Raw genomic sequence first — 24,367 nt, 5'->3', positions numbered from 1 at the left:
GCGGTCAACAACAGATGGGGAGGATCGGATGGATCTGGGAATACGTGGAAAACGCGCACTTGTCTGTGCCAGTAGCAAGGGTTTGGGTCTTGGCTGTGCCGAAGCCCTGGCCGCAGCCGGTGTCGATCTGGTGATGAACGCGCGCGGGGCAGATGCTTTGGAGACCGAAGCCGCCCGGTTGCGAACGGAACATGGCGTTGACGTGCTGACGGTGGCCTGCGACGTGACCTCGGCCGAGGGGCAGAACCAGGTGATAGACGCCGCGCAGGGTGTTGATATTCTTGTGACAAATGCCGGTGGGCCACCGCCCGGATTGTGGTCGGACTGGGATCGGGATGATTTTATCAAGGCGCTGGACAGCAACATGCTGACGCCGATTGCGTTCATGAAGGCACTGCTGCCGGGAATGATGGACAAAGGCTGGGGCCGGGTGGTGAATATTACCTCGCAATCCGTGCGCGCGCCGATCCCGGCGCTGGGTTTGTCGAACGCGGCGCGGACCGGACTGACGGGCTATGTAGCCGGGACGTCCCGACAGGTGGCCCCGCGCGGGGTTAACATCAACAATCTGCTGCCGGGTATTCATGCCACGGATCGCGCGGTGTCGCTGGACGGCGGCGTCGCGACGCAGAAGGGGATTTCAATGGATGAGGCGCGCGCGGAACGCGAGGCGACCATTCCTGCCCGGCGATATGGCACGCGGCAGGAATTCGGCGCGGCATGTGCATTTTTGTGCTCGCAACATGCCGGGTTCATCGTTGGACAGAACATCCTGCTGGATGGCGGCGGCACCAATCTGACGATGTGAGCATGGCGCAGGGGTTTTCACTTAAGGACCAATTGTTCAACGCGGAAAAAACCAGCTATCTTGCGGGTTTATTCTCAGCTTCTGATACTGGTTTTGACGCACCTGCCTTTCAGGCGCGTGTCATGCAGCGGTTGCCAGAACTTGAGTTGAAAGAGCGGATGGCCTGGATTGCCGAGTGCCTGCAACATGCAGCTCCCGGTGAATTGCCTGATGTGGCCCCGGTGATCCTGCGTGCGCTGCCGCCGCCTCTGGATCCGGACAAGACCGATGATGATTTCGGAGATTTCATCTTTGCGCCCTTGGGCGATTGGGTGGTGTCGGCAGGGCTGAACCACCCCAATCTGGCGCTGGATGTACTTGAGGAACTGACGCAGCGGTTCTCGATGGAATGGGCGATCAGACCGTTTTTGAACGCCCACCCGGAACTTGTGATCGAGAGAATGCAGGATTGGTGCTTGCATTCCAGTTATCACGTGCGTCGTCTGGTCAGTGAAGGCACGCGGCCTCGATTGCCTTGGGGGCAGGCGGTGGGGCTGGAGTTGAGCGATCCGGTGCCACTGCTTGACAGGTTGCACGGCGACAACACACGATATGTCACGCGGTCTGTGGCGAACCATCTGAACGATATCACCAAAACGGACCCGGACCTGGCTCTGGATCGATTGCAGACCTGGCAGGCGGAGGGCCGACAGAACGCTGAAGAGCTAAGCTGGATGACCTCTCATGCCCTGCGCGGGCTGGTGAAATCGGGCCATGCAAGGGCAATGAAGATGCTGGGTTATGATCCGGATGCCGAACTGATCGTTGCGGTTGACCTGCATGGGGATGCCCGGATTGGTAAGGCGCTGGAGTTTTCAGTTGATCTGAGAGGTTCAGGCGATCAGCCAGTATTGGTTGATTATATCATTCACTTTCAAAGGCCTGGCGGAAAGATTTCACCCAAGGTTCACAAGCTGAAACAGTCCGTTCTGCGCGATGGCACACTGAGGCTGGCCAAGAAACACAAGCTGAAGGGCGATGCCACCACCTTTCGGTTGGTGCCGGGCATGCACCGGTTGGAGATTCAGGTGAATGGAAAAATACGCGCCGGTGCGGATTTCGAACTGCTGGGCTGAGACGGCAAGAAGCTCTCACGCTTTTGTCAGAATGGCGGTCGCCTGATTGCGCGCCAGCCGGTCTTGCACTAGCTGCTGAACAGGGGCTGAGGAAAGGATTCCGGTGATGAAGCATGAGGCGGTACAGAACTATTATGGCGAAGTCCTGCAAGGCAGTTCGGATTTGCAGACCAACGCATGCTGCACGCCCGATGACATGCCGGATCATCTGAAGAAGATTCTATCCCGGGTGCATGACGAGGTGCTGACACGGTACTACGGCTGCGGCCTGATTGCGCCGCTGGACCTGGAAGGAATGTCGATCCTCGATCTGGGGTGCGGTGCGGGCCGTGACGTTTATGCGTTGTCCGCCATGGTCGGCGAAAAGGGCCGCGTCGTTGGCGTGGACATGACGCCGGAACAGCTGGACGTCGCGCGGGCGCATCAGGACTATCACGCGAATGCGTTCGGATATGCCGCCAGCAATGTGGAATTCCATCACGGCTACATCGAAAAGCTGGACGAACTGAATCTTGAGCCCGGATCGTTCGACATCATCGTGTCCAACTGCGTTATTAATCTGGCCACCGACAAGGATGCTGTTCTGCGTGGCGCGCATCGGCTGCTGAAAGAGGGCGGCGAGATGTATTTCTCGGACGTGTACGCTGACCGCCGTGTTCCTGCCGCCATGGCTGAGGATGAGGTTCTGTACGGCGAGTGCCTGTCCGGGGCTTTGTACTGGAACGACTTCCTGTCAATGGCGCGCAAGGCCGGGTTTGGTGATCCGCGCCGGGTGACGCATCGTCCGCTGACCATTGAAAATCCGGTTCTGGAAGAGCGCGTCGCGCCACTGAAATTTCTTTCGGCCACCTACCGGTTGTTCAAGCTGCCTGATCTGGAACCTGCCTGCGAGGATTACGGTCAGGCCGTGATCTACAAGGGCACGATTCCCAACTCGCCGCATCTGTTTGAGTTGGACGACCACCATGCCATAGAAACCGGCAAGGTTTTCCCGGTTTGCGGCAACACTTGGATGATGCTGAACGACACGCGCTTTGCACGGCATTTCCAGTTCATTGGAGATTTCTCGATCCACTATGGCATCTTCGAAGGTTGCGGGGGCGAAAGTCCGTTCGAAGCCACAGGAGAAGCCGCCTCTGGTGGATGCTGCTGATCCCTTGCGCCTGAGGGGCGGGATTGTTATCCCCGCCCAAGCCCGATGAATTTGATCGGGAAAGGCAACGGGGTTCGTCGGTGACAGTAGAGAAAGCTCCTCCTCCTCGTCTGGAGATTCGCAATCTGGTCGCGCGCTATGACGGTCAGGTCGTGGTGGATAACGTCTCGCTGACGGTGCAGGCAGGGCAGGTAACATGTCTGCTGGGACCGTCCGGCTGTGGTAAGTCCACCACGCTGCGCATGATCGCCGGGGTCGAGATGCAGGACTCGGGCGAGATCTACGTCGACGGCAAGCTGATCTGCGACACGGTTTTCCGTGTCCCGCCGGAACGGCGCGAGATCGGGTTGATGTTCCAGGATTTTGCCCTGTTTCCCCATCTGAGCGTGGCGGACAACGTTGCGTTCGGTTTGAAAGGCCGGAAAGAGGAAAAACGCGCCCGGGTCGAGGAACTGCTGACCAAGGTCGATCTGATGCGGTTCATCGATGGGTATCCGCATCACCTGTCAGGTGGTGAGCAGCAACGCGTGGCGCTGGCCCGCGCGCTGGCACCGCGCCCGCGCATCATGTTGATGGACGAGCCTTTTTCGGGCCTCGACAATCGTTTGCGCGATGGCATCCGAGATGAGACGCTGGCCATCCTCAAGGAAGAAGACGCGGCGGTGGTGCTTGTAACGCACGAGCCCGAAGAGGCGATGCGTATGGCCGATGAGATTGCCCTGATGCGCCGCGGCAAGATCATACAACAGGGCGCGCCGTATAACGTGTATACGCGTCCGGCAGACAAGGCGGCTGTTGCTTTTTTCAGCGATGTCAACGTGTTGCGTTCGCAGGTGAACGGAGCTTTGGCGGAAACGCCTTTCGGGCAGTTTCTGGCGCCGGGTGTCCCGGATGGCACCGATGTCGAGATAGTGTTTCGACCACAGCATGTGCGACTGGACTTCGACCGGGGCGGCAAGGGGCCGCTGCCGACGCACACGGATGGGGTTGCTGCGCGTGGGGTGGTGCAGCGCGCGCGCTTTCTGGGCAATGAAAGCCTTGTCGAGTTTGAGATGGATCATGATGGCTCGACCCTAAAAGCCACTGTTCCGAATGTTTTTGTACCCAGCCCGGGTCGGGTCATGTGGCTGACGGTTCGCCGCAACCGGTGTTTCGTATTCCCGGTCTGAGGGGCTATGGCTCAGTTTATTGCCAAGTGGTGCGTGAAAGCCGCAGATTGCGGACGTGCATTGCTTGCCGCAGCGTGGGGCTGGGTCTATCAAGGGCGAAACGCGGGGGTAATTCGGGCACATGCGTATTCTTCTGACCAACGATGACGGCATCAATGCGCCGGGATTGATCACGCTTGAGGCGATTGCAGCCGAACTGGCAGGGCCAGGCGGAGAGGTTTGGGTCGTTGCCCCGGCCTTCGAACAGTCTGGCGTTGGTCATTGCATCAGCTATACCCATCCCATGATGATCGCCAAAATGGGCGAGCGTCGCTTTGCCGCCGAAGGCTCGCCCGCTGACTGCGTTCTTGCGGGCCTGCATGATGTGATGAAGAACCAGCGGCCCGAACTGGTTTTGTCCGGCGTCAACCGGGGCAACAACTCGGCCGAGAACACGCTGTATTCCGGGACCATCGGCGGCGCGATGGAGGCGGCATTACAGGGCGTGCCTGCGATTGCCCTGTCGCAATATTTTGGCCCCAGGAATCTGGGCCTTGACGATCCGTTCGAGGCCGCTGGCCGGTTCGGCGCGGATCTTGTCCGGCGCATTCTGGATGCCACACCGCAAGAGCAGGGCGATTACCGGTTGTTCTACAACGTGAATTTCCCACCAGTGCCTGCGAATGAAGTGTTGGGCACCCGTGTCGCAGCGCAGGGGTATCGCCGGGACACATGCTTTTCGGTAGAACCGCACAGCTCGCCCTCGGGGCGGCAGTTCTTGTGGATCAAGGGCGGGTATCAGCATAACCCGACTGCTCCGGGGACCGACGCGGCGGTCAATCTGGAAGGCTACATCTCGGTCACGCCGATGCGGGCAGACCTGACGGCGCATGATACGCTGGAGGCGCTGAAGGCGATCGAATGAGCGGACTGAACCCTGAAACAACCATGCAGTTCCTGTTCGCCCTGCGTAAACGCGGGGTGACGGATGCGCGCGTTCTGGCGGCGATGGAACAGATCGACCGAGGCCGCTTCGTCAAGGGCCTGTTCGCGGAACGCGCCTATGAGGATACACCCCTGCCGATTGCATGTGGTCAGACGATCAGCCAGCCGTCGGTCGTGGGGCTTATGACGCAGGCGCTCGAGGTTCGACCAAGGGACACGGTTCTGGAGATAGGAACCGGCTCCGGCTACCAGGCGGCGATCCTGGCAAAGCTGGCGCGCCGGGTCTACACGGTTGAACGCCACAAGCGCCTGGTGCGCGAAACCGGTGAGTTGTTTCGTGAACTGGGCCTGACAAATGTGACGGCCATGCTGTCGGATGGATCGTATGGTTTGCCCGAACAGGCCCCGTTCGATCGGATCATTGTGACCGCCGCTGCGGAAGACCCGCCCGGGCCGCTCTTGGCGCAGCTTAAAATCGGCGGTATTATGGTGTTGCCGGTGGGCCAGTCGGATGCGGTTCAGACTCTGATCCGGGTCAGGCGAACCGAAACCGGGCTGGACTATGATGAATTGTTGCCTGTCCGTTTTGTGCCCTTGCTGGAAGGGCTTGGGAAGGATGGGGCGTAGTTGATATTTCCGAACTATGCGCCGGAACCCCGGAAAACAGGGGCAGGCGTTGAGGACAGCATGATGAGAGCAGTTTCCAAATCAGCAATGCGCCGGTGCGCCCTTGGAGCGACGGCATTGGTAATCCTTGCCGGGTGCGAGGGGCCATTGGACTATGACCTGCGGGGCAATGTAGGCGGATTTTCGACCGCCGATGCGGCGCTGGCGGCCACGGGCAATCGTCCGGCTCCTGACGCGCGTGGGGTCATCACCTATCCCAACTATCAGGTCGCGGTGGCCCGCGGCGGCGATACCGTCAATGACGTGGCCGCACGTGTTGGGCTGCCTCCGTTGGAACTAGCCCGGTTCAACGGTTTGAATGTCACTGACCCTCTGCGCGATGGCGAAGTTCTGGCGCTGCCGCGTTCGGTCGGCGGCGGCAGCAACGTCGATATTGCAGCCCTGGCCGGGTCCGCCATTGATGAGGCTCCCGAGAGCGGGGGTGTTCAGACCACGACATTGGAGCCGGCAAAGCCTGTATCACCCACACCTGCACCGGTGGGGCCCGAACCGGTTCGGCACAAGGTCAAGCGTGGGGAAACGGCCTATACCATTTCGCGTTTGTATCAGGTGCCGGTGGAGTCCCTGGCGGAGTGGAACGGTCTTGGGTCCGATTTCACTGTGCGCGAGGGCCAGTACCTGCTGATCCCGGTCAAGGATCAGCCAGCGCCACGCAGGTCCGCGGCAGCGGCCACTACTGCAACGAATGTCACGCAGCCGGGGCAGGGATCTCCGACGCCAACACCCCCCAGTGCCACGCAGCCCTTGCCGGACGAAGAGGTTGCGCCATTGGCCGAAGCGCCTGATGTGACGGCGGAAGCGCCGACAAACACCAGCACCGCCGCCTTGTCCTTGCCGGTCAGCGGGACGATCATCCGCACGTTCGACAAGAACAAAAACAAGGGGATCGACATCGCCTCGAGTGCGGGTGCGCCGGTCAAGGCAGCTGATGCCGGGACTGTGGCTGCTGTGACGGAGGACGCAAATCAGGTTCCGATCGTACTGGTGAAGCACAGCAATGATCTGGTTACGATTTATGCCAATGTTGCCGACGTTGCCGTCAAGAAAGGCGACAGGGTCCGGAGAGGACAGCAAATCGCGGCCCTGCGGGGCGGTGACGAGGCCTATGTGCATTTCGAGGTGCGGCAGGGGTTCGAAGCCGTCGATCCCGAGCCTTACCTCAAGTGACGGAAATGGCCCGTTCCGGGCCATGCCTCCGGCGGGAGTATTTTGAAAAAGATGAAGCCGGTCAGCTGTGCGGGTCGTAGTCGCTGAGCCTTTTGCCGGGTTCGTCGGGGAAGATCTCGGGCATTGGTGTGACTGCCTCGATCAGATCGATACGGAAGACGCGGAAACCGTCTCGCAGCTCGCACCAGGCGGTGAGGGTCCATACTCGGCCCCAGTATTCCATGTGCAGCGGGCGGATCACGCGATCGGTCAGGACGCCGTCGATGCGGCGGTAGGACAGGCGCAGTTTCTGGCGGGATTTGATTGCGGCGCGGATCGGGGCCATATGCGCCAGTCCGCGCGCGGCGTCGGCAAAGGGGTAGACGGCGAACTTCCAGCTGTCGGCTTCGGCCACGACCTGAGTGGGCAGCACGGCGTCGATTTTGTCGGCCAGTGATTCAGCAGCGGATTTAAGGTCGGGATCAGCCGCCTCGGCCACAATCGCCATGCCGAGGTTCAGCGCCTCGAGTTCAGCGGGCGTCAGGTTCAACGGTGGCAGGGTGATCTGCTCGCGCACCATATAGCCGACGCCGCGTTCGCCCTCGACCGGAACGCCCGAGGCGACCAGCGTGTCCATGTCGCGATAAATGGTGCGGACCGACACCTCGAGCCGGTCCGCAATGTCCTGCGCGCGGTGCAGTTTGCCGTCGCGCAGGATCTGGATGATGTCGAACAGGCGGTCAGAGCGGCGCATGACGCACCGTCCTGACCTGCCTCAGGCGGTCATGTTCCATAACACATTCTCGTGGCGCATCTGGATGCTTTCGGGGTTGATGGCAGCCATCAGGCCCGCGCAAAAATCCTGCTGCGGGAACTGCGCTGCGGCATCCTTGGCCGCCTTCATGTCTGTCCAGATCACGTAATCCGTCCAGCGGCCATCCTCACCCTGGCTCAGTTGGCGATGGGCAAATCCGGGGGCCGCGCGGACAAATGCCTCGGACGCCTGGCTGAGTTTCACGAACTCTTCCGGGGTGGTTCCGTTAGCAAGGGTAAAGGTGACGATTTCAGCAACATGGGTCATTTGATTCTCCGTTGACCAGGTTTCAATGCCCTCTGCCTAGCCCTTTGCAACTGACATAAACCTGTCAGTTAAGAATTGCGAGTCCGCAAAAAACGCGCCACCGGTTCACATTTATGCGCGGAATTGACCTGCCTCACTTTTGCAGAGCGCTTTGCAGGCGTAGACACGGACCCAGTTCACATTTCCGGCGCGTGGCGCCGACGTAAGAGGAGAAAAGACATGCTCAACAATATCGGTCTTCCCGGCCTTCTGCTGATTGCCGTCGTGGTGCTGGTGCTGTTTGGCCGCGGCAAAATCAGCTCGCTTATGGGCGAAGTGGGCAAAGGCATCACCGCGTTCAAGAAAGGCGTCAAGGACGGAACGGAAGAGATTGAACAGGACGCGTCCGAGCTGGCCAAGGATGTCACGCCCGAGACCGAGAAAGACAAGGTCTAAGCGCGGATGTTTGATCTGGGCTGGACCGAGCTTCTTGTCATCGGCATCGTTGCGCTGATCGTGGTGGGACCCAAAGACCTGCCGGTTCTGTTTCGCAATGTCGGTCGATTCGTCGGCAAGGCGCGCGGTATGGCGCGTGAGTTTTCCAGCGCCATGAACGAAGCGGCGGACCAGGCAGGTGTGAATGAGATCAAGAAGGGTCTGAATGCCGCTGCCAATCCTGTCAACACCGCCATGGACGGGGTAAAGCAGGCCGCGCAGGATATGGCCAAAAGCATGGATCCGACCAAGTTCGATCCGGACAGCGAAACCGGCAAACTGGCTGCTGAACGGGCAGAACAGGCCAAGAAGATCCAGGCCGCAACGGCCCGTGCCGCCGCCGACCGCAAGGCGAAAGAAGCCGCAGACGCGTTGGCCAAGGCAGAAGAGGCGGAAGCGGCGCTGAACACTGAAAGCAAGACATGACCAAGACCGACGAGATCGAAGATACCTCGGCCCCACTGATCGAGCATCTAGCCGAACTGCGCACACGGTTGATCCATTGCGTGGTGGCGTTTCTGATCGGTATGATCATCTGCTTTACGGTGGCCACGCCGATCTTCAACTTTCTGACGCAGCCACTGTGCGAGGTATTGACCGAGCGTGGACAGGATTGCGGGCTGATTTTCATATCGCCGCAGGAAGGGTTCTTTGTCGCCATCAAGGTCTCGTTGCTGGGTGGTTTCATGCTGGCTTTTCCCTATATCGGGATGCAGATGTGGCGGTTCGTGGCGCCCGGCCTTTATCGGTCGGAAAAGAACGCCTTTCTGCCATTCATGCTGGCGTCGCCGTTCATGTTTCTGCTGGGGGCAAGCTTTGCCTTCTACGTGGTCACGCCTTTGGCCTATGACTTTTTCCTGGGCTTCCAGCAATTCGGAGCGGAAGGCGAAGCGGTGGCCGACGGAACAAACGCAGCGCCGCTGAGTGTGGTGTTCCAGGGCTCAGCGCAGGAATACCTGAACCTGACGATCAAGTTCATCGTGGCCTTTGGCCTGTGCTTCCAGTTGCCGGTTCTGCTGACCCTGATGGGCAAGGCCGGGCTGGTCAGCGCCGAGGGGCTGGGAGCGGTACGCAAATACGCGGTCGTTGGCATTCTGGTGCTGGCCGCCATCGTGACACCGCCGGACGTGATCACTCAGATCATCCTGTTCGTCGTGGTCTACGGGTTGTACGAGATTTCGATCTTCCTGGTGGCTCGGGTCGAGAAAAAGCGCGAAGAGCAATTGCGCGCCGATGGCTACTATGACGACGAAGAAGAAGCAGACGAAGAGATCGTAAAGGAAGAAGACGCCAGGTAAATCTGCTGAAAGTATTGGATCAGGCGCGCCGGTTTCTGGCGCGCCTTTTTCTTGCCGACCCTTGTTGCGCCCGGGCGAACATGGTTTGACACAGGCAGAGATGACCGGAGGAGCCGATGGACGACCAAGCCCTGAACCGTATCGCCGACGCGCTGGAGCGTATGGTACCTGCACCGCTGGCCGCGCCCGATTTCGCCGTGGCATCGGCATTTGTCTGGCATGTTGAGCCGGATCGCCTGACGCCGGTCGAGCAGGTCAACAGGGTCGATCTGGATCTGCTGGTGGGGATCAACCGCTCTCGCGACACGCTTCTGGACAACACGCGCCGTTTCGCTGCAGGATTCAAGGCCAACAACGCTTTGCTGTGGGGGGCACGGGGAATGGGGAAATCCAGCCTCGTCAAAGCTGTGCACGGCACTTTGCAGGATGAGCATCCGGATCTCAAACTGGTGGAATTGCAGCGCGAAGACATGGGCTCGGTCGCGCGTCTTCTGAACCATCTGCGGACCGCGCCTTACCGGTTCATTCTGTTCTGCGACGACCTGTCGTTCAGCCATGATGACCAACACTACAAGTCGCTAAAGGCGGTGCTGGATGGTGGTATCGAGGGCCGCCCCGAGAACGTGGTGTTCTATGCCACCTCGAACCGTCGCCATTTGATGCCACGTGACATGATCGAGAACGAACGCTCAAGCGCCATCAACCCCTCCGAAGCGGTCGAGGAAAAGGTTTCCCTGTCGGACCGGTTCGGCCTGTGGCTGGGTTTCCATCCCTGTGATCAGGATGAGTATCTGGCGATGATCGACCAATACTGCGCCGCCTACGGCGTTTCGGTCGATGCTCAGATCCTTCGGGCCGAAGCCATTGAATGGCAGGCCACGCGTGGCGCAAGGTCCGGTCGCGTGGCCTGGCAGTTCTTCGTCGATCTGGCCGGGCGCAACGGCGTTCATATCGCCTGACCCGCTCGCTTCATCTGGCCAAAAATATCCCCGCCGGAGGCATGGCCCGTCAGGGCCATTCCTATAGCAGCGCCAGAATACGCGCGGCCTCGTCCGCTGTGCTGGTCAAGGCTTCGCGGTCTTCACCGGGGTGGAAGCGGGCGCGCACGGCGGTTGGCATTGGCGCAGGATCCACAATGGAAACTCGCGGTCCTGTCCGTTCGGTTTCGGCCGCCCAACTGCGGGCCAGCGCCATCTGCGCGGCCTTGGTTGCGCCGTAGATGCCAAAGAACTTCTCGCCCGCCTTGGGGTCGTCAAAGAACACGGCGTGGCCGGCTTCGCCCAGTAGCGGCGCGATGTATGGGATCAGCACCGAGGTTGCGTTGGCGTTGGTGTTCACCGCCTTGGTCCATTCCTTGGGGTCGATGAAATGCGCAGGTGTCAGGGCCGAGGTGTGGATTGCGGTGTGCAGCCAAAGATCGACCTTGCCCCAGCGGTCGTGAATGCCCCGGCACACGGTCGCCATGGCGTTAGGATCGGCAATATCCATCGGCGCCAGAGTGGCGCTGCCGCCCTTGGCCTTGATGCGGTCGTCCAGTTCCTCAAGCCCGCCCGTGGTGCGGGCAACGGCAACAATGTGGTGTTCGGGTGCCAACGCTTCGGCCAGAGCGGCACCCAGCCCGCGCGAGGCCCCGGTGATGAGGGCGATTTTGGTCTGATCAGTCATGGTTGCGGTTTGGACCCGTGCGCGCAGGGCGTCAAGTCGCGATCACGAGCCGGGAATGGCAATCCGGTGCGTTTGGCCGCTTTGTCGCAGCATGACGCCGTCTTCATCAATCGCAACAATAGTGCCCGAAGCCACTCGGCTGCCGGTCTTGACTTCTTTTACGCGGCCCGAAGACATCCGCATCAATGCGCGCATATTCGTAGAGGGGCCAAAGACCCCAAGGAGGGAAACAGATCCCTTTTTCAGCGCACCCTTCTGGGTGGCTGCGGCCTTCACTTTGGAGTTCGACATAAGCTCTGGCCGGGCAGGGCCCGGCCCCTGTTATCGGGTGGTGGTTGGCGTGCGCCTACCAAATGCGTTCGACGAACAAAAGCCCGGTCGTACGTGGCGATACGGGCAAGTGATCACGCTGGCAGGAACTGGTTGGATTCACGCAGCGTTCGCCGCCGGGTTGTGAGCGGAAACCCACTCATACATAGCATTCGGGCGGTGGGTTGGTTCGAATCGTGCGGCCGGATCGCTTCAGTTGGCGCCGTTCAGCCAGACGCCAGCTTGGCTGCGTTCCACGACCCGCCGACAACCATCATGTCCTGTTTCTTCTGGCTGACCCGGCTGCTGTTTTCGAGGCTTTCAAGATATTCCTCGCTGACACTTCCGGTTGGGTAATTGCCGTCAAAACACGAGCAGTCGAATTGCTTGATCTCGGGGTTGCCTTCTTTCGCGGCCCAGATCAGGTCATCCAGTTCCTGATAGAAAAGCGCGTCTGCGCCCAGTTCCTGGCGGATTTCCTCAATGGTTTTGCCGTTGGCGATCAGTTCATGCTTGGTCGGCATGTCAATGCCGTAGACATTCGGGTATTTGACCGGGGGCGAGGCGCTGGCGACGTACACCTTTTTGGCGCCGGCCTCGCGGCACATCTGGACGATTTTCTTGATCGTGTTGCCGCGCACGATCGAATCGTCGATCAGCAGAACGTTCTGGTCCTCGAACTCAAGCGGAATGGCATTTAGCTTGCGGCGCACGGATTTCTGTCGTTCCTGCTGGCCAGGCATGATGAATGTGCGCCCGACATAGCGGTTTTTGACCAGACCTTCGCGATAGGGAATGCCGGTGATCTTGGCGGCCTCGAGCGCGACGGGGCGTGCGCTGTCCGGCACGGGGATGATGCGATCAATCTCAAGACCGGCAGCCTCGATCTGGCGGGCCAGCGTTTGGCCCATGCGCATCTGTGTTTTGTAGACCGAGACGCCGTCCAATAGCGAATCCGGCCGTGCAAGGTAGACGTATTCGAAGATACAGGGGGTCAGTTGGCCCTCAACCGCCTGGAACGCGTGCATGTTTCCTTCCAGATCGATCAGGATCGCCTCACCGGGTTTCACGTCACGCAGCTTGTCAAAGCCGTTGATGCCGAATGCCACGTCTTCGGACGCAAAGGCATAGTCGTCGCCATCTCCGTCCACATCGCGTTTGGCAACGGACAAGGGGCGGATTCCATAGGGATCGCGGAACGCCAGCATGCCGACGCCGGCTACCAGACAGATCACCGAATAGGCACCCTGAACCCGCTCCATCGTCATCTTTACGCCGGCAAAGATATTGCGAATGGGCTCGGCATTGCCGTTGACCTTGATGGCATCGGCCACCTTGTCGGCCAGAACATTCAGCAGGATTTCCGAGTCGGATGTGGTGCGCAGGTGGCGGCTGTATTTGCCGGTGACCTTCTCGCGCTGTTCTGCGGTGTTGGTGATGTTGCCGTTATGAACAAGATAGATGCCGTAAGGCGCGTTCACGAAGAACGGTTGCGCCTCGGCCGCGCTGAGCGAACCTGCCGTGGGATAGCGGACATGACCAATACCGGTTTTCCCCAGAAGGGTTTCGGCGTCTTGCGCGTTGAAGACGTCCTTGACCAGCCCGTTCGCCTTCTTTTCACGAAAGTACTCACCGTTATATGTGACGATGCCCGAGGCGTCCTGACCCCGGTGCTGCAGCATCAGCAGCCCGTCATAGATTTCCGCAAAGACATCATGTGTCCTGCTTGCGATCCCCAAAATCCCACACATGTACGGGCTCCAATTCCTATGACGTTCTTGTGGTGAGTGTTCTCAATGGCCGGAACCGGAGTATTTGCCGGATGGTATTTGTACCCGTTGTCGCCAGTTTATAGAACGGCAAAGTCGCGCCATCGCAAAAAGGGCAAGCGCGAAAGAAAACAGATACAGCAAGACCGGCAGCTCCGATTCCATGTCGGTTTGGGTTCCACATAATACCTAACGGCGCGTGTGTCATCTAACGATCACAATCGCGATTTGCCGCAGGCCAATATTTGTCTGAATTCACGCGGAAGATGACATTTTTTCCGACTTATGCTGTCATGCGAACAATGCCGACCGTTAAGGCGGTTTGTTACCGGACTGGATGTTACCTATGTGGCAGCATAAGCCAAAGGCCAAGGAAGCGGCCCCAGCAAAGCGCCGATGTCACCGATGCCGGGGCATGGGACGCGCGCCATGCCAGATCTGCAACGGTGCCGGAGAAGTGGTCAAAAGCCGCGATATCCTTGGCAAACCGATCTCAAGCAGATGCGACGGATGTTTTGGGCTAAAAACGATCCGATGCACGGTCTGCGGCGGCGAGGGGTTTGTCTGAGACCCGCAAACAAAAAAGGCCCGGGCATTGCCGGGCCTGTCTGCAAACTCAACTGATAAGGCGTATCAACCTTCCGAGTTGCCCGCGGTGCAGCTGGCGACCAGTTCTTCATACTGGGTCGTAACCCAACCTAAGGCCGCCTCGGGGTTTTGCTCTTCGATCTTGCCACTGAACTGTTCGAAGACTTTGGCCGAGCGGCTTTCGTCAACGATGGTATAGCTTTGGCCGGTCATCACCGTGTCGTAGACAAAGAAGGCGATGGCCACCAGCAGAATGCCGCGCGCGATGCCGAAGAAAAAACCGAGCGCCTGATCCAGGCCGCCAAGCGCCGAGCGCTGGACCAGCGATGAAAACAGCGGCGTGAAGATGCTGACCACGATCAGTGCGATGGCAAAGACACCCGCAAAGCCGGTGATCACTGACAATTCGCAGCTGTCGCGCAGGAAGTCTCCGACGACCGGGATTTCCTTGACCAGCGGAACGGCCTGTGGTGCGAAGATAAAGGCCAGAACTGCGGCGGCGACCCAACCGGCGATGGCCATAACCTCGCGCATGAAGCCGCGCGAATAGGCCAGTATGCCCGACAGCACGACGATCAGGGCGACTACCCCGTCAATTATTGTAAAACCTTCCATGGCCCTCGCCTGTTCGTTTTCTGCCCCTCGGGGCGCGACTTTAACCTGCTCCGAAGGTTTCGCCAACAAACCCGACCAAATCAGAGGGTCGGGTGAGTGTCAGACCTGCCACAGTGCCGGTTTTGCCACCTGCCGGAGCAATTGCCGCCGTGAAACCAAGTTTTTGCGCTTCTTTCAACCTGTTTTCGGTCTGCGGGGCCGGTCTAAGTGCCCCGGAAAGCGAGATTTCTCCGAAAACGACCGTGTCGGCGGGCAGGGCCGTGTCCTCACGCGCGCTGAGCAGTGCTGCGGCCACGGCCAGATCGGCGGCGGGTTCGCTGACTTTCAGCCCGCCTGCCACGTTCAGGTAAACATCGAGACCGGCAAAGGGGATACCACATCGGGCTTCAAGCACGGCGAGGATCATCGCAAGCCTTCCGCTGTCCCACCCGACGACAGTGCGGCGGGGCTGGGAATGCGGCGAGGGCGCGACGAGGGCCTGCAATTCCACCAGCACGGGCCGGGTGCCTTCGATCCCGGCAAAGACGGCCGAGCCTGGGCTGGGTGTGCCACGTTCCGACAGGAACAGGGCCGAGGGGTTCGTGACCTGTGCCAGCCCTTTGCCGGTCATTTCGAACACTCCGATTTCGTCGGCGGGGCCAAAGCGGTTCTTGACCGCGCGCAGGATGCGGAACTGATGGCCACGCTCGCCTTCGAAATACAGCACCGTGTCGACCATATGCTCGACCACGCGGGGACCGGCGATCTGGCCTTCCTTGGTGACATGGCCAACCATGATGATCGAGACCCCGTGGCGCTTTGCAAAGGTCGTCAGCTCGTGGGCCGCGGCGCGGACCTGTGACACTGAACCGGGGGCGCTGTCGACATTGTCGGCCCACATGGTCTGGATCGAGTCGATGATGGCGAGGCCCGGCTTTTCTGTTTCCAGCGTCGTCAGGATGTCGCGCAGGTTGGTTTCAGCGGCGAGTTGCACGGGGGCGTCTTCCAGCCCCAGACGGCGCGCGCGCATGCGGACCTGCGCGCTGGCTTCTTCGCCCGAGACATAGATCGTCTTAACGCCTGCCCGGGCAAATCTGGCCGCTGCCTGCAACAGCAGGGTGGATTTGCCGATGCCGGGGTCGCCGCCGACCAACAGGGCCGAGGCAGGCACAAGACCGCCGCCCAACACCCGGTCCAGTTCCTCGACGCCGCACAGGGTGCGCGGCGGGGGTGTTTCCTCGGTCGACAGGTCGGAAAGCGCTACGGCCTGTCCACGCTTGCCGCCCAGCGATTTCTTCGCCGGGCCGGCGGAAAGGGGCGCTTCCTGAGTGATGGTGTTCCATTCACCGCAGGCGTCACATCGTCCGGACCAGCGGGAATGCGACGCGCCGCAGGCGTTGCAGGAGAAAGAAGTCGTTTTAGCCATGGCGCAATTCGTGCCCGAGCCGGGACGGTTCTTCAAGCCCTTGCGGGGCTTTCTTCACCGCCGGTGGCGGCCACGACCTCGGGCCCTGCGGGCCGTCGGCCATGGCGGGCGCTGGCGCGCCGGGTGGGTGGCTTATTCGGCGGCCCGGGGCGGTGACATGGCAATGACGCTTGCGGCGCTGGGGTCACTTCCGTCGGGCGGTGTTTGCAATTGGGTCGAAAGTTCAGGCAGAAGCTCGAACAGTTCATCGCGAAGGCGCGCAAGCTGGGATTTGGCGATGGATTCCTCGATCTCGATATCGCGGGTCCACTGGCGCAGCTCGTGCTGGACGGTCTGGGCATCTTCGATTCGTTGACGGAACAGCTCGATCTCTTCCTGACGTTGTTTCAGGAAGGTGCGGGCGCGGGCCACTTTGTCCGCGCCATAGGTCTGTGCCAGTTCGTGGCTGACCTGGCTCATCTGTGCGGCCAGTTCCAGAACCTCGGGTTCGAGCGACTGAAGGTCCGGGTGATCGCGCAGAAAGGCCAGGCGTTCCTTAACCGCGTCGAACTCGGAGGCAAGCGCGAAGGCTCCGCTGCGGTCGGCGGCATGGGCCACCTGATAGGCATCGACCACATCCTGCATGTTCAGGGAAAACTTTCGATGCGTCTTTTCCAGCGCCATCATTCTGGCGTTTGAGGGCAGGTAGAAGGCCAGCATGAGAATCAGTGTAGTCAGGCCGAGCTGGACAAACATGCCCGCATCTATTGTGCCCGATCCGGCAATTCCGGCCTGCACCGACAACCAGGGCCAGACACCGGCGGCCGATAGAGTGGTGGCCAAAACCGCTGCGAGGGCCGACGCGCAGATCAGGAAAAAAGTCAGTCGTAGAAAGGCATTCTGACATTGCAATGTGATAGTATGGATGGCGTCCATGACGTCCCAACTCCTTCTCGCAAACCGGCACTGGCCGGGTCCTGGCGGCGGGGTTCGTCAAACACACAACGTGATCCGCAATGGACCGGCAAGGTACAAAAACAAAACTGCTCGAATTAGGAAGATGATACTCAGTATAATGATTTCAATCAATTAGACCTGAGGATTTCGTGAACTGCATGTCATTTCCGTAACGTGGCCCACGGCGATTGACGCCAGAATACAGCCCGTGAACAGATAAAGACCCCACGCCGTTTCGATGGTCGCGTAGGAGATACCCTTGGTCAGCGTGATGTAAAGCGCGATGAGGAAAATGTCGGCCATGGCCAGCTTGCCGAGGATATTGAGCGCGGGCTGAACGCGGGCATCCAGCAGGTCCCATTGGACCAGCGCGGTGCCGATGGTTTTGACGTAGGGCGCGAAGAGGGCGAAGACGGTGACGATCAGAGCGAGGAAGACGTCGGATCTCCAGAGGGATTGCAGGCCGGTGATGACGCTGATTTCGCTGAGGCCGAAGATCGGCAGTAGACCGGCTCGCATCAGCGGGGCGAACCATGCGATGGGGTAGAGGATCAGGAGGGATAGGGTGGCGAGGCGGAGGGTCATCGCACTAGTCGCGATGCCACGTTTTTTTTTCTTCACGCAACCTGAGCTGAAGGGCTTGGATAACGATCATAAGTGCCTCAATGTCGGGTGCGGCATGGCTTCCGAGGTATGGATACCGAGAAACGTATGGGCGGTCGTACACCCGATCAAGCAGATCTACGTGTATTCCCAGTGTCCGGTACAATTTGGCAAGTTCATCCGCTTCTAGGTGCTCGTTTACCTCAACTAGCTCTTCCGGCAGTTCGACGTTTTGAAGAAGAGCTGAAATCTCGGCCTCAAGGTTAGGGTCGTCAAGGATTTCAAAGAGCTTAGATATACTGTGTGTTTTGCTGTTATCGATGCCGCGACACGCTATCAACCCCTTGAGGCTAGTTTCGAGAGAAACGCCCACTAATTACGAAAGGGGGCGTAGAATTAGTAGTTTGTCCCAATAGAAGCGATGCCGATTTGCGAACTCTGCTTCCCAAATAATCTTCGCTGCTTGTAAGTATTTCTCAGAAATTTGAGCGAACAAGTGGGGGTTCATTGACTCCCGTTCGTCTAAGAACTTTGTCACCGCACCGCCTCAATCGGCCCCTCGGCACTGCCACTTATGAACTGCTCCACATAAGGATCTCCCGAGGCGTCCATTTGGCCGACCGGGCCGGTCCACTGGATCACGCCGCCGTGCAGCATGGCCACGTTGTCAGCAATTGCGCGGACGGAGCTCATGTCGTGGGTGATGGTCATCGCGGTAGCGCCCATCTCGGTCACGATCTCGCGGATCAGGTCGTTGATGACGCCGGACATGATCGGGTCCAATCCCGTGGTGGGCTCGTCGAAGAAAATGATCTCGGGTTCGGCGGCGATGGCGCGGGCAAGGCCGACGCGTTTTTGCATGCCGCCCGACAGTTCGGCCGGAAAGCGGTCGGCGACGTTGGATTTCAAGCCGACGCGGCGCAGTTTCTCGATGGCGATTTCGCGCGCCTCATCCGCCGGGCGTTTCAGCGAACCGCGCAGAAGGCGGAAGGCGACGTTTTGCCAGACGGGCAGGGAGTCGAACAGAGCAGCCCCCTGAAACAGCATCCCAAAGCGCGCCAGAAACGCATCTCGGTCACCTTTAGTGGCGTCTTTGCCATCGACATAGATCATGCCGCTGTCGGGCTTGATCAGGCCGAGGATGCACTTCAGCGCCACGGACTTGCCGGTGCCCGAACCGCCGATGATGACCATCGAGGTGCCCTTGGGGATCTCAAGGTTCATGCCCTGCAGCACTTGATTGTCGCCAAAGGCTTTTTGTACGTTCTCCATCCGTATCATAGCGAGAAGAACACCCCTGTCAGAACGAAATTTGCGGCGAGGATCAGCACAGCGGCGGCCTCGACCGAGCCTTTGGTGGCGCGTCCCACGCCCTGCGCGCCACGGCCCGAATTCATGCCGTAGTAACATCCCATGATGGCTGCGATCATCCCGAAGGCTGCACCTTTGACCAGCGACGAGACGATGTCGCGGGTTTCAAGGAAATCCACGGTGTTTTTCAGATAGGCCGCCGGGTTGAAGCCCAGGTTTTGCGTGGCGACCGTATAGCCGCCCATGATGCCGATTACGTCGCCAACCGCGACCAGAGCAGGCACGGTGATCAGCGCCGCCAGCACCCGCGGGGCGGTGAGGTATTTCATCGGGTGCGTGGACAGCGTGACCAGCGCGTCGATCTGCTCGGTCACTTTCATCGTCGCGATCTCGGCCGCGATGGACGAAGTTACGCGCGCGGCGATCATCAGGCCAACCAGCACCGGACCAAGCTCGCGCACCATGCCGATCGCAACGATCTGGGGCACGACGGCTTCGGCATTGAAACGCGCGCCGCCCGCGTAGATCTGCAGCGCCAGCGCGCCGCCGGTGAAAATTGCGGTCAGGCCGACAACGGGCAGCGACAGCCAGCCGATATTCAGCAGCGCGATGCCGAATTCGCGCGGGTAAAACGGCGGGCGAAAGATATGAGAGACTGCATCCAACGCGAACAGTCCGACACGGCCGAATGCCGCCAGCATGGTCAGGACGACGCGTCCAAGACCACCCAGAAGGGAAAGGGGGTTCATTCCACGTAGCCCTTGGAGTATCGGTTGCCCAGTGAGGTCAGAATTTCATAGCCAATGGTACCCGCGGCCTCGGCCAGATCATCCACGGTTTGATGTCCGTTCAGAATGCGCAGACGCTCGGGCGCATGCGGCAGGTCGGTGACATCGACGGTGATGAGATCCATCGAGATGCGGCCGACCACGGGGCATGGCTGATTGCCAGAGAACATGTCTATGCCGCCACCGATGGCGCGGTGCAGCCCGTCGGCATAGCCAGCCGCGACGGTTGCAATCCGTGACGTTCGGCGCGCGGTCCAGCTGTTGCCATAGCCAACGGTTTCACCCACGGCCAGATCCCTGATCTGCACAACAGGCAGATCGGCTGTCACGACGGGTTTTGCGGCAGCGAACGGCAGACCGCCATATAGTCCGACGCCCGGACGACAGAAGTCGAAATGGAATTCGGGTCCCAGCAAGATGCCGCCGGTGGCCGCCAATGATCTGGGAGCGGCAACGCCGTCTGTCATCTCGCGGAAGGTGCGCAACTGTTGTTGGTTCATCGGGTGATCCGGCTCGTCCGAACAAGCCAGATGTGACATCACCACGACCGGGTTCAGGGCTTCAGCCTGCGGGCGCAGTGCGGCCCAGTCGGAAGGTTCCAATCCCAGGCGGTTCATGCCGCTGTCGAGCTGAATACCAAAGCCGTGATCCGGCAGTGCCTCGCGATGGCGCTGAAACTGCTGGGGTGAGTTGATCAATGGTGTCAGATCGTGATCCCGCAGCAGATCGGCGTCGCCTTCCATATGGCCGGAGAACACACCAATCATCGGACCGGGGCCGACCGCCTGCCGGACAACGGCGCCTTCTTCGGCGACGGCGACAAAGAACTTCCGGACGCCTTCTTCGGCCAGAGTCGCCGAGACAGGCCCGGCACCCAGGCCATAGGCATCCGCCTTGACCACGGCGCCGGTTTCGACATCCGTTTTTGCGTCGAGCGCCCGCCAATTGCTGGCGAGCGCCTGAAGATTGATCGTCAAACGTGCAGTACTCATGGAACTGTTCATGACATTGGATCGCGGCAGGTCAAGAGGGAATGCTTCAATTCCCCTCGGGTTTATGGGCCTCATAAGCAGCTTCAAGCTCAGATCGCAGGAAATCGGCAAACAACAAAGGCTTGAACCCGGGGGCACCGGTGCCGGGCAGAGGTTCGACAATTGTGCTCACATGCGGGTCAAAGAAGAACGGGACGCTGTATCGTTCACGACCCGAACGGTTGATAACGCGATGCGGTGTGGACAACAGGCGGCCATTCGACATCCGATGCAGCATATCCCCGACATTGACGACAAATGCCCCGGGGCGTGTGGGGACATCGACCCAGTTTCCGGCAGGCGTTCTGACCTGCAATCCACCCACCTGATCCTGCGCCAGCAAGGTCAGGCAACCAAAATCGGTATGGGGTGCCGAGCCGAACAGATCACCAGGGCTGGCTTTGGATTGCGGTGGATAGTGCAGCAACCGCAGCCAGATGGTCGGAGTGTCGAAGGCCGAAAGAGCAGAGAAATCGGTGGCGCCACTGGCCTTTAGGGCAATTCTCATCAACCTGCGCCCCAGATCGGACATGACGCGGACATAGGCCTCCAGCGTGGTCCGAAAACCCGGCAGATCCGGCCACCGGTTCGGGCCTGACAGGTAGATACCGGGATCGGCCTTCGGGTCTTCGCGCATCATCATGAAGCTTGCCGACTGATTGGGTTTGGTCACATCGGCCAGAGTCGAGTTTACATCCGTTGACGTATCGATGGCGATATAGCCGCGGTGGGTTCGGTCAACGGCGATCGCAAGTTTTTCGTCAAGCGGAAGCGCGTGAAACTGTCTTGAGGCTTCGAAGACATCGCTGATCAGATCGGCGTCTATGCCGTGATCTTCGATATAGCCGAAGCCTGTTGTTCCATAAGCAGCCCGAAAATCGGCTGCGATTTCATCCTCGGCGCGCACGCCCAGACGGATGACGGGGATTTCAGTGAATTCTGTCATTGTTCTTTCGCTTTGTTGAGGAAGATTGCAGGGGCAGAAAATGCCCCCGATCTATCCGGCAAAGCGTTTGCGGCGGTACCCGAAGTGGCGTTCAAGCACCACGCGACGGGGTTTATGAACAAGACAAAACAGCATGGCCCGATCCGTGCATATCAGTTTGCCAGGGTCAAGGGATCAATACCCTTCGATCTGTCCGCCCTGTTGCCAGGGTTTGACCAGATTTCCGAAACGGGTGAACTGGGCCTCGAAGGACAGCTCGACCGTGCCGATGGGGCCGTGACGCTGCTTGCCGACGATGACTTCGGCCTTGCCGTGCAGGCGTTCCATGGCCTGCTTCCACTCTTCCATCTTTTCCAACTCGTGATCGCCGGGCTTTTCGCGTTCCTTGTAGTATTCCTCGCGGAACACGAACATCACCACGTCCGCATCCTGTTCGATCGATCCCGATTCCCGCAGGTCGGACAGTTGCGGGCGCTTGTCGTCGCGGTTTTCGACCTGACGGGAAAGCTGAGACAGCGCGATCACCGGGATGTTCAGTTCCTTTGCGATGGCTTTCATGCCCATCGAAATCTCGGCGATCTCGTTGACGCGGTTGTCGGACATGCCGCGGCAAAGTTGCAGATAGTCGATCACCAGCAGGTCCAGCCCATGGGTCCGTTTCAGCCGCCGTGCGCGGGCGGCCAGCTGTGAAATCGGCAGGGCGGGCGTGTCGTCGATGAACAGGGGGCAAGCCTCAAGCTCCTTGGCGGCATCGACGAAGCGGCGGAACTCGGCTTCGGTCATGTCACCTTGGCGGATCTTGTGCGAGGAAATCTCGGACGCTTCGGCCAGAACCCGACCCGCAAGCTGCTCGGCGCTCATCTCCAAAGAGAAGAAGCCGACCACTCCACCGTCAACCGCGCCCTCGCTGCCGTCCGACTTCAAGCCACGCTTGTACGCTTTGGCCACATTGAAGGCCACGTTGGTCGCCAGCGATGTTTTTCCCATCGACGGGCGGCCCGCCAAAATGATCAGGTCCGATGGGTGCAGGCCCCCCAGTTGCTTGTCCAGATCGGCCAGACCGGTGGAAATCCCTGCCATGCCGCCACCGCGCTGGTACGCCTCGTTGGTGACATTGACGGCTTCTGTGACCGCCTTGAGGAAGGATTGAAAACCCTGTTCGGTCTGGCCCTGCTCGGACAACTGGTAAAGCTGCTGCTCGGCCTCTACGATCTGTTCTTTCGGCTCGCTTGACACATCGACCCGCGCCGCCTTGTCCGAGATGTCCCGGCCCAGACGGATCAGTTCGCGCCGGATGGCGAGGTCATAGATCATCTGCGCGTAGTCATGCACCGCGAAGGCGCTGATCGAGGCGCCGGCCAGTTTGACCAGATAGGCCGGCCCGCCAAGTTCCTTCAGGCCTTCATCCTCGGCCATGAAAGATTTCAGCGTCACAGGCGAGGCCAGCGCATTCTTGGCGATGCGCGCGGCCGCGACTTCGTAGATGCGGGCGTGGACCGGATCATAGAAATGCTCGGCTCCGATGATCGAGGCTACCCGGTCATAAAGGTCGTTATTTGTCAGGATCGCGCCCAGAAGCTGCTGCTCGGCCTCGATGGAGTGCGGCATTGTTTCGGCGTTCTGAATTTGCGCCGCTGCCTGCTCGATACTGCTGATCTCGTTCATTGCTGTTCTCTTGCCCCTTGGACAGAGGCCATAACGCAGCGCCCTGAGTCGGCGCAAATTGTATGTTTTCTGGGGATAGCCTGTGCATATCTTCCCGCCCCATCATATTGCAGGATGGGGCGGGCATCCGTCAACATGTTGTGGATGGAGTGTCGGGCGTATTCGGCAATGTTTCCGATTGAGAAACGGTTTGCGTCACGTCAGCCCTTATTCGCTTCCTGCCAGCCGCGCGGGTCGTTCAGGAATGCCTCGACCCCATCAAGTGTTTCCTGATCAAACGCTTTTTGCGCCTTGGCCTCGGCCAGAACATCCCACCAGGTACACAGGCTGTGCAGTCGCACCCCATGATCACCCAGGGTTTTTTCGGTTTCGGGGAAGATGCCGTAGTAGAAGATAACGGCAGTATGCCCGCAGGTCGCGCCGGTTTCGCGGATCGCGTCGACGAAGGACAGTTTCGAGCCGCCATCGGTGGTAAGGTCTTCGACCAACAGAACGCGTTCGCCTTCGCTCATGGCGCCTTCGATCCGGGCGTTGCGGCCATAGCCTTTGGGTTTCTTGCGCACATAGGTCATCGGCAGAGCCATACGCTCGGCCACCATTGCGGCAAAAGGAATACCCGCGGTCTCGCCGCCGGCAATGTTGTCGAATGCTTCAAAGCCCGCATCGCGCATCACGGTGACGGTCAGGAAATCCATCAAGGTCGAACGGATGCGAGGGTACGAGATAAGCTTGCGGCAATCGATATAGGTCGGGCTGGGCAAGCCGCTGGCTAGAGTGAACGGCTCGCGTGCGTTGAAATGCACGGCCTTGATCTCCAGCAGCATCCGCGCGGTCAGGCGGGCGATTTCGGTGCTGTCGGGAAATGAACTGGGGATCATGGC

The 24,367-nt window shown here is 59.8% G+C and carries 26 protein-coding genes; 11 read left to right on the top strand and 15 right to left on the bottom strand.

The window, feature by feature from the left end; genetic code table 11:
• The first annotated feature begins 28 nt into the window (after positions 1–28).
• From ACR3EQ_RS05975 to ACR3EQ_RS05945, 7 genes are all read left to right on the top strand, one after another.
• On the top strand, positions 29–808 hold the full coding sequence (locus tag ACR3EQ_RS05975) for an SDR family oxidoreductase (protein WP_170610654.1): 780 nt from the start codon (positions 29–31) through the stop codon (positions 806–808).
• A gap of 2 nt (positions 809–810) precedes the next feature.
• Complete coding sequence (locus ACR3EQ_RS05970; protein ID WP_170610658.1) at positions 811–1,923, top strand: hypothetical protein; 1,113 nt, start codon at positions 811–813, stop codon at positions 1,921–1,923.
• 106 nt (positions 1,924–2,029) lie between these two features.
• Positions 2,030–3,076, top strand: coding sequence for a methyltransferase domain-containing protein (locus ACR3EQ_RS05965; protein WP_170610661.1), 1,047 nt, complete (start codon positions 2,030–2,032; stop codon positions 3,074–3,076).
• An 80-nt stretch (positions 3,077–3,156) separates the two neighbouring features.
• Positions 3,157–4,245, top strand: a complete 1,089-nt coding sequence (locus tag ACR3EQ_RS05960) for an ABC transporter ATP-binding protein (protein WP_170610664.1) — start codon at positions 3,157–3,159, stop codon at positions 4,243–4,245.
• 121 nt (positions 4,246–4,366) lie between these two features.
• Complete coding sequence (surE, locus tag ACR3EQ_RS05955) at positions 4,367–5,149, top strand: 5'/3'-nucleotidase SurE (protein WP_480490081.1); 783 nt, start codon at positions 4,367–4,369, stop codon at positions 5,147–5,149.
• Positions 5,146–5,796 carry a protein-L-isoaspartate(D-aspartate) O-methyltransferase gene (locus ACR3EQ_RS05950; RefSeq protein WP_170610670.1) on the top strand — a complete coding sequence of 217 codons (651 nt, stop codon included), beginning with the start codon at positions 5,146–5,148 and terminating at the stop codon, positions 5,794–5,796. Before surE ends, ACR3EQ_RS05950 begins: the two co-directional genes overlap by 4 nt.
• A 63-nt stretch (positions 5,797–5,859) precedes the next feature.
• Positions 5,860–7,023, top strand: a complete 1,164-nt coding sequence (locus ACR3EQ_RS05945) for a M23 family metallopeptidase (RefSeq protein ID WP_170610969.1) — start codon at positions 5,860–5,862, stop codon at positions 7,021–7,023.
• Between the two features lie 61 nt (positions 7,024–7,084).
• Here ACR3EQ_RS05945 and ACR3EQ_RS05940 read toward each other — a convergent pair whose 3' ends face one another.
• Positions 7,085–7,756 (bottom strand): helix-turn-helix transcriptional regulator, encoded by a 672-nt coding sequence (locus ACR3EQ_RS05940; protein WP_480490080.1) that lies wholly within the window; start codon positions 7,754–7,756, stop codon positions 7,085–7,087.
• A gap of 21 nt (positions 7,757–7,777) precedes the next feature.
• On the bottom strand, positions 7,778–8,083 hold the full coding sequence (locus tag ACR3EQ_RS05935) for a hypothetical protein (RefSeq protein ID WP_170610676.1): 306 nt from the start codon (positions 8,081–8,083) through the stop codon (positions 7,778–7,780).
• A 219-nt stretch (positions 8,084–8,302) separates the two neighbouring features.
• Between ACR3EQ_RS05935 and ACR3EQ_RS05930 the strand changes: the two genes are divergently transcribed.
• The 4 genes from ACR3EQ_RS05930 (at position 8,303) to ACR3EQ_RS05915 (ending at position 10,814) form a co-directional block, all read left to right on the top strand.
• Positions 8,303–8,518: a twin-arginine translocase TatA/TatE family subunit gene (locus tag ACR3EQ_RS05930; RefSeq protein WP_170610679.1), complete on the top strand. Its 216-nt coding sequence runs from the start codon at positions 8,303–8,305 to the stop codon at positions 8,516–8,518.
• A gap of 6 nt (positions 8,519–8,524) precedes the next feature.
• On the top strand, positions 8,525–8,983 hold the full coding sequence (tatB, locus tag ACR3EQ_RS05925) for a Sec-independent protein translocase protein TatB (protein ID WP_170610681.1): 459 nt from the start codon (positions 8,525–8,527) through the stop codon (positions 8,981–8,983).
• On the top strand, positions 8,980–9,855 hold the full coding sequence (gene tatC, locus ACR3EQ_RS05920; RefSeq protein WP_170610684.1) for a twin-arginine translocase subunit TatC: 876 nt from the start codon (positions 8,980–8,982) through the stop codon (positions 9,853–9,855). Before tatB ends, tatC begins: the two co-directional genes overlap by 4 nt.
• Before the next feature lie 116 nt (positions 9,856–9,971).
• Positions 9,972–10,814, top strand: coding sequence for an ATP-binding protein (locus tag ACR3EQ_RS05915; protein ID WP_170619161.1), 843 nt, complete (start codon positions 9,972–9,974; stop codon positions 10,812–10,814).
• A 61-nt stretch (positions 10,815–10,875) separates the two neighbouring features.
• Here ACR3EQ_RS05915 and ACR3EQ_RS05910 read toward each other — a convergent pair whose 3' ends face one another.
• The 13 genes from ACR3EQ_RS05910 to ACR3EQ_RS05850 all read right to left on the bottom strand — a co-directional run bounded on the left by ACR3EQ_RS05910 (position 10,876) and on the right by ACR3EQ_RS05850 (position 24,364).
• Positions 10,876–11,520, bottom strand: coding sequence for an SDR family NAD(P)-dependent oxidoreductase (locus ACR3EQ_RS05910; RefSeq protein WP_480490077.1), 645 nt, complete (start codon positions 11,518–11,520; stop codon positions 10,876–10,878).
• Positions 11,521–11,562: 42 nt separating this feature from the next.
• Complete coding sequence (locus ACR3EQ_RS05905) at positions 11,563–11,811, bottom strand: hypothetical protein (RefSeq protein WP_170610692.1); 249 nt, start codon at positions 11,809–11,811, stop codon at positions 11,563–11,565.
• Between the two features lie 245 nt (positions 11,812–12,056).
• A complete protein-coding gene (gene purF, locus ACR3EQ_RS05900) occupies positions 12,057–13,580 on the bottom strand; it encodes an amidophosphoribosyltransferase (protein WP_170610695.1) in 1,524 nt (507 codons plus the stop codon).
• Between the two features lie 651 nt (positions 13,581–14,231).
• Complete coding sequence (locus ACR3EQ_RS05895; RefSeq protein WP_170610697.1) at positions 14,232–14,801, bottom strand: CvpA family protein; 570 nt, start codon at positions 14,799–14,801, stop codon at positions 14,232–14,234.
• Between the two features lie 40 nt (positions 14,802–14,841).
• The gene (radA, locus tag ACR3EQ_RS05890; protein ID WP_170610699.1) at positions 14,842–16,206 is read right to left on the bottom strand and encodes a DNA repair protein RadA; all 1,365 of its coding nucleotides are present in this window, start codon (positions 16,204–16,206) and stop codon (positions 14,842–14,844) included.
• A gap of 132 nt (positions 16,207–16,338) precedes the next feature.
• Positions 16,339–17,121 (bottom strand): kinetochore Spc7 family protein, encoded by a 783-nt coding sequence (locus tag ACR3EQ_RS05885; protein ID WP_170610702.1) that lies wholly within the window; start codon positions 17,119–17,121, stop codon positions 16,339–16,341.
• 153 nt (positions 17,122–17,274) lie between these two features.
• Complete coding sequence (locus ACR3EQ_RS05880) at positions 17,275–17,727, bottom strand: paraquat-inducible protein A (protein WP_170610704.1); 453 nt, start codon at positions 17,725–17,727, stop codon at positions 17,275–17,277.
• A 552-nt stretch (positions 17,728–18,279) separates the two neighbouring features.
• Complete coding sequence (locus ACR3EQ_RS05875; protein ID WP_170610710.1) at positions 18,280–19,026, bottom strand: ABC transporter ATP-binding protein; 747 nt, start codon at positions 19,024–19,026, stop codon at positions 18,280–18,282.
• On the bottom strand, positions 19,023–19,805 hold the full coding sequence (locus tag ACR3EQ_RS05870; RefSeq protein WP_170610714.1) for an MlaE family ABC transporter permease: 783 nt from the start codon (positions 19,803–19,805) through the stop codon (positions 19,023–19,025). Before ACR3EQ_RS05870 ends, ACR3EQ_RS05875 begins: the two co-directional genes overlap by 4 nt.
• Entirely contained in the window at positions 19,802–20,836 is a 1,035-nt protein-coding gene (alr, locus tag ACR3EQ_RS05865) for an alanine racemase (RefSeq protein WP_480490074.1), read from the bottom strand. Before alr ends, ACR3EQ_RS05870 begins: the two co-directional genes overlap by 4 nt.
• 46 nt (positions 20,837–20,882) lie before the next feature.
• On the bottom strand, positions 20,883–21,821 hold the full coding sequence (locus tag ACR3EQ_RS05860; protein WP_170610719.1) for an isopenicillin N synthase family oxygenase: 939 nt from the start codon (positions 21,819–21,821) through the stop codon (positions 20,883–20,885).
• 174 nt (positions 21,822–21,995) lie between these two features.
• On the bottom strand, positions 21,996–23,486 hold the full coding sequence (locus ACR3EQ_RS05855; protein WP_170610722.1) for a replicative DNA helicase: 1,491 nt from the start codon (positions 23,484–23,486) through the stop codon (positions 21,996–21,998).
• Between the two features lie 200 nt (positions 23,487–23,686).
• Positions 23,687–24,364, bottom strand: a complete 678-nt coding sequence (locus tag ACR3EQ_RS05850; RefSeq protein ID WP_170610725.1) for an orotate phosphoribosyltransferase — start codon at positions 24,362–24,364, stop codon at positions 23,687–23,689.
• Between the last annotated feature and the right edge of the window lie 3 nt (positions 24,365–24,367).

Source organism: Ruegeria sp. AN11 (assembly GCF_056536005.1).
Note: the sequence above shows the minus strand (reverse complement) of the source record. Positions and strands in the feature narration are given on the sequence as shown.

Excerpts from the sequence above, each read along its gene's own strand:
- ACR3EQ_RS05885 (WP_170610702.1), bottom strand. The coding sequence starts at position 17,121 with ATGGACGCCATCCATACTATCACATTGCAATGTCAGAATGCCTTTCTA.
- ACR3EQ_RS05965 (WP_170610661.1), top strand. The coding sequence starts at position 2,030 with ATGAAGCATGAGGCGGTACAGAACTATTATGGCGAAGTCCTGCAAGGC.
- ACR3EQ_RS05910 (WP_480490077.1), bottom strand. The coding sequence starts at position 11,520 with ATGACTGATCAGACCAAAATCGCCCTCATCACCGGGGCCTCGCGCGGG.
- ACR3EQ_RS05945 (WP_170610969.1), top strand. The coding sequence starts at position 5,860 with ATGAGAGCAGTTTCCAAATCAGCAATGCGCCGGTGCGCCCTTGGAGCG.
- tatB (WP_170610681.1), top strand. The coding sequence starts at position 8,525 with ATGTTTGATCTGGGCTGGACCGAGCTTCTTGTCATCGGCATCGTTGCG.
- ACR3EQ_RS05870 (WP_170610714.1), bottom strand. The coding sequence starts at position 19,805 with ATGAACCCCCTTTCCCTTCTGGGTGGTCTTGGACGCGTCGTCCTGACC.
- ACR3EQ_RS05905 (WP_170610692.1), bottom strand. The coding sequence starts at position 11,811 with ATGTCGAACTCCAAAGTGAAGGCCGCAGCCACCCAGAAGGGTGCGCTG.
- ACR3EQ_RS05940 (WP_480490080.1), bottom strand. The coding sequence starts at position 7,756 with ATGCGCCGCTCTGACCGCCTGTTCGACATCATCCAGATCCTGCGCGAC.
- alr (WP_480490074.1), bottom strand. The coding sequence starts at position 20,836 with ATGAGTACTGCACGTTTGACGATCAATCTTCAGGCGCTCGCCAGCAAT.
- ACR3EQ_RS05850 (WP_170610725.1), bottom strand. The coding sequence starts at position 24,364 with ATGATCCCCAGTTCATTTCCCGACAGCACCGAAATCGCCCGCCTGACC.
- ACR3EQ_RS05880 (WP_170610704.1), bottom strand. The coding sequence starts at position 17,727 with ATGACCCTCCGCCTCGCCACCCTATCCCTCCTGATCCTCTACCCCATC.
- surE (WP_480490081.1), top strand. The coding sequence starts at position 4,367 with ATGCGTATTCTTCTGACCAACGATGACGGCATCAATGCGCCGGGATTG.
- ACR3EQ_RS05855 (WP_170610722.1), bottom strand. The coding sequence starts at position 23,486 with ATGAACGAGATCAGCAGTATCGAGCAGGCAGCGGCGCAAATTCAGAAC.
- ACR3EQ_RS05975 (WP_170610654.1), top strand. The coding sequence starts at position 29 with ATGGATCTGGGAATACGTGGAAAACGCGCACTTGTCTGTGCCAGTAGC.
- ACR3EQ_RS05935 (WP_170610676.1), bottom strand. The coding sequence starts at position 8,083 with ATGACCCATGTTGCTGAAATCGTCACCTTTACCCTTGCTAACGGAACC.
- purF (WP_170610695.1), bottom strand. The coding sequence starts at position 13,580 with ATGTGTGGGATTTTGGGGATCGCAAGCAGGACACATGATGTCTTTGCG.
- tatC (WP_170610684.1), top strand. The coding sequence starts at position 8,980 with ATGACCAAGACCGACGAGATCGAAGATACCTCGGCCCCACTGATCGAG.
- radA (WP_170610699.1), bottom strand. The coding sequence starts at position 16,206 with ATGGCTAAAACGACTTCTTTCTCCTGCAACGCCTGCGGCGCGTCGCAT.
- ACR3EQ_RS05860 (WP_170610719.1), bottom strand. The coding sequence starts at position 21,821 with ATGACAGAATTCACTGAAATCCCCGTCATCCGTCTGGGCGTGCGCGCC.
- ACR3EQ_RS05930 (WP_170610679.1), top strand. The coding sequence starts at position 8,303 with ATGCTCAACAATATCGGTCTTCCCGGCCTTCTGCTGATTGCCGTCGTG.
- ACR3EQ_RS05950 (WP_170610670.1), top strand. The coding sequence starts at position 5,146 with ATGAGCGGACTGAACCCTGAAACAACCATGCAGTTCCTGTTCGCCCTG.
- ACR3EQ_RS05970 (WP_170610658.1), top strand. The coding sequence starts at position 811 with ATGGCGCAGGGGTTTTCACTTAAGGACCAATTGTTCAACGCGGAAAAA.
- ACR3EQ_RS05895 (WP_170610697.1), bottom strand. The coding sequence starts at position 14,801 with ATGGAAGGTTTTACAATAATTGACGGGGTAGTCGCCCTGATCGTCGTG.
- ACR3EQ_RS05875 (WP_170610710.1), bottom strand. The coding sequence starts at position 19,026 with ATGATACGGATGGAGAACGTACAAAAAGCCTTTGGCGACAATCAAGTG.
- ACR3EQ_RS05915 (WP_170619161.1), top strand. The coding sequence starts at position 9,972 with ATGGACGACCAAGCCCTGAACCGTATCGCCGACGCGCTGGAGCGTATG.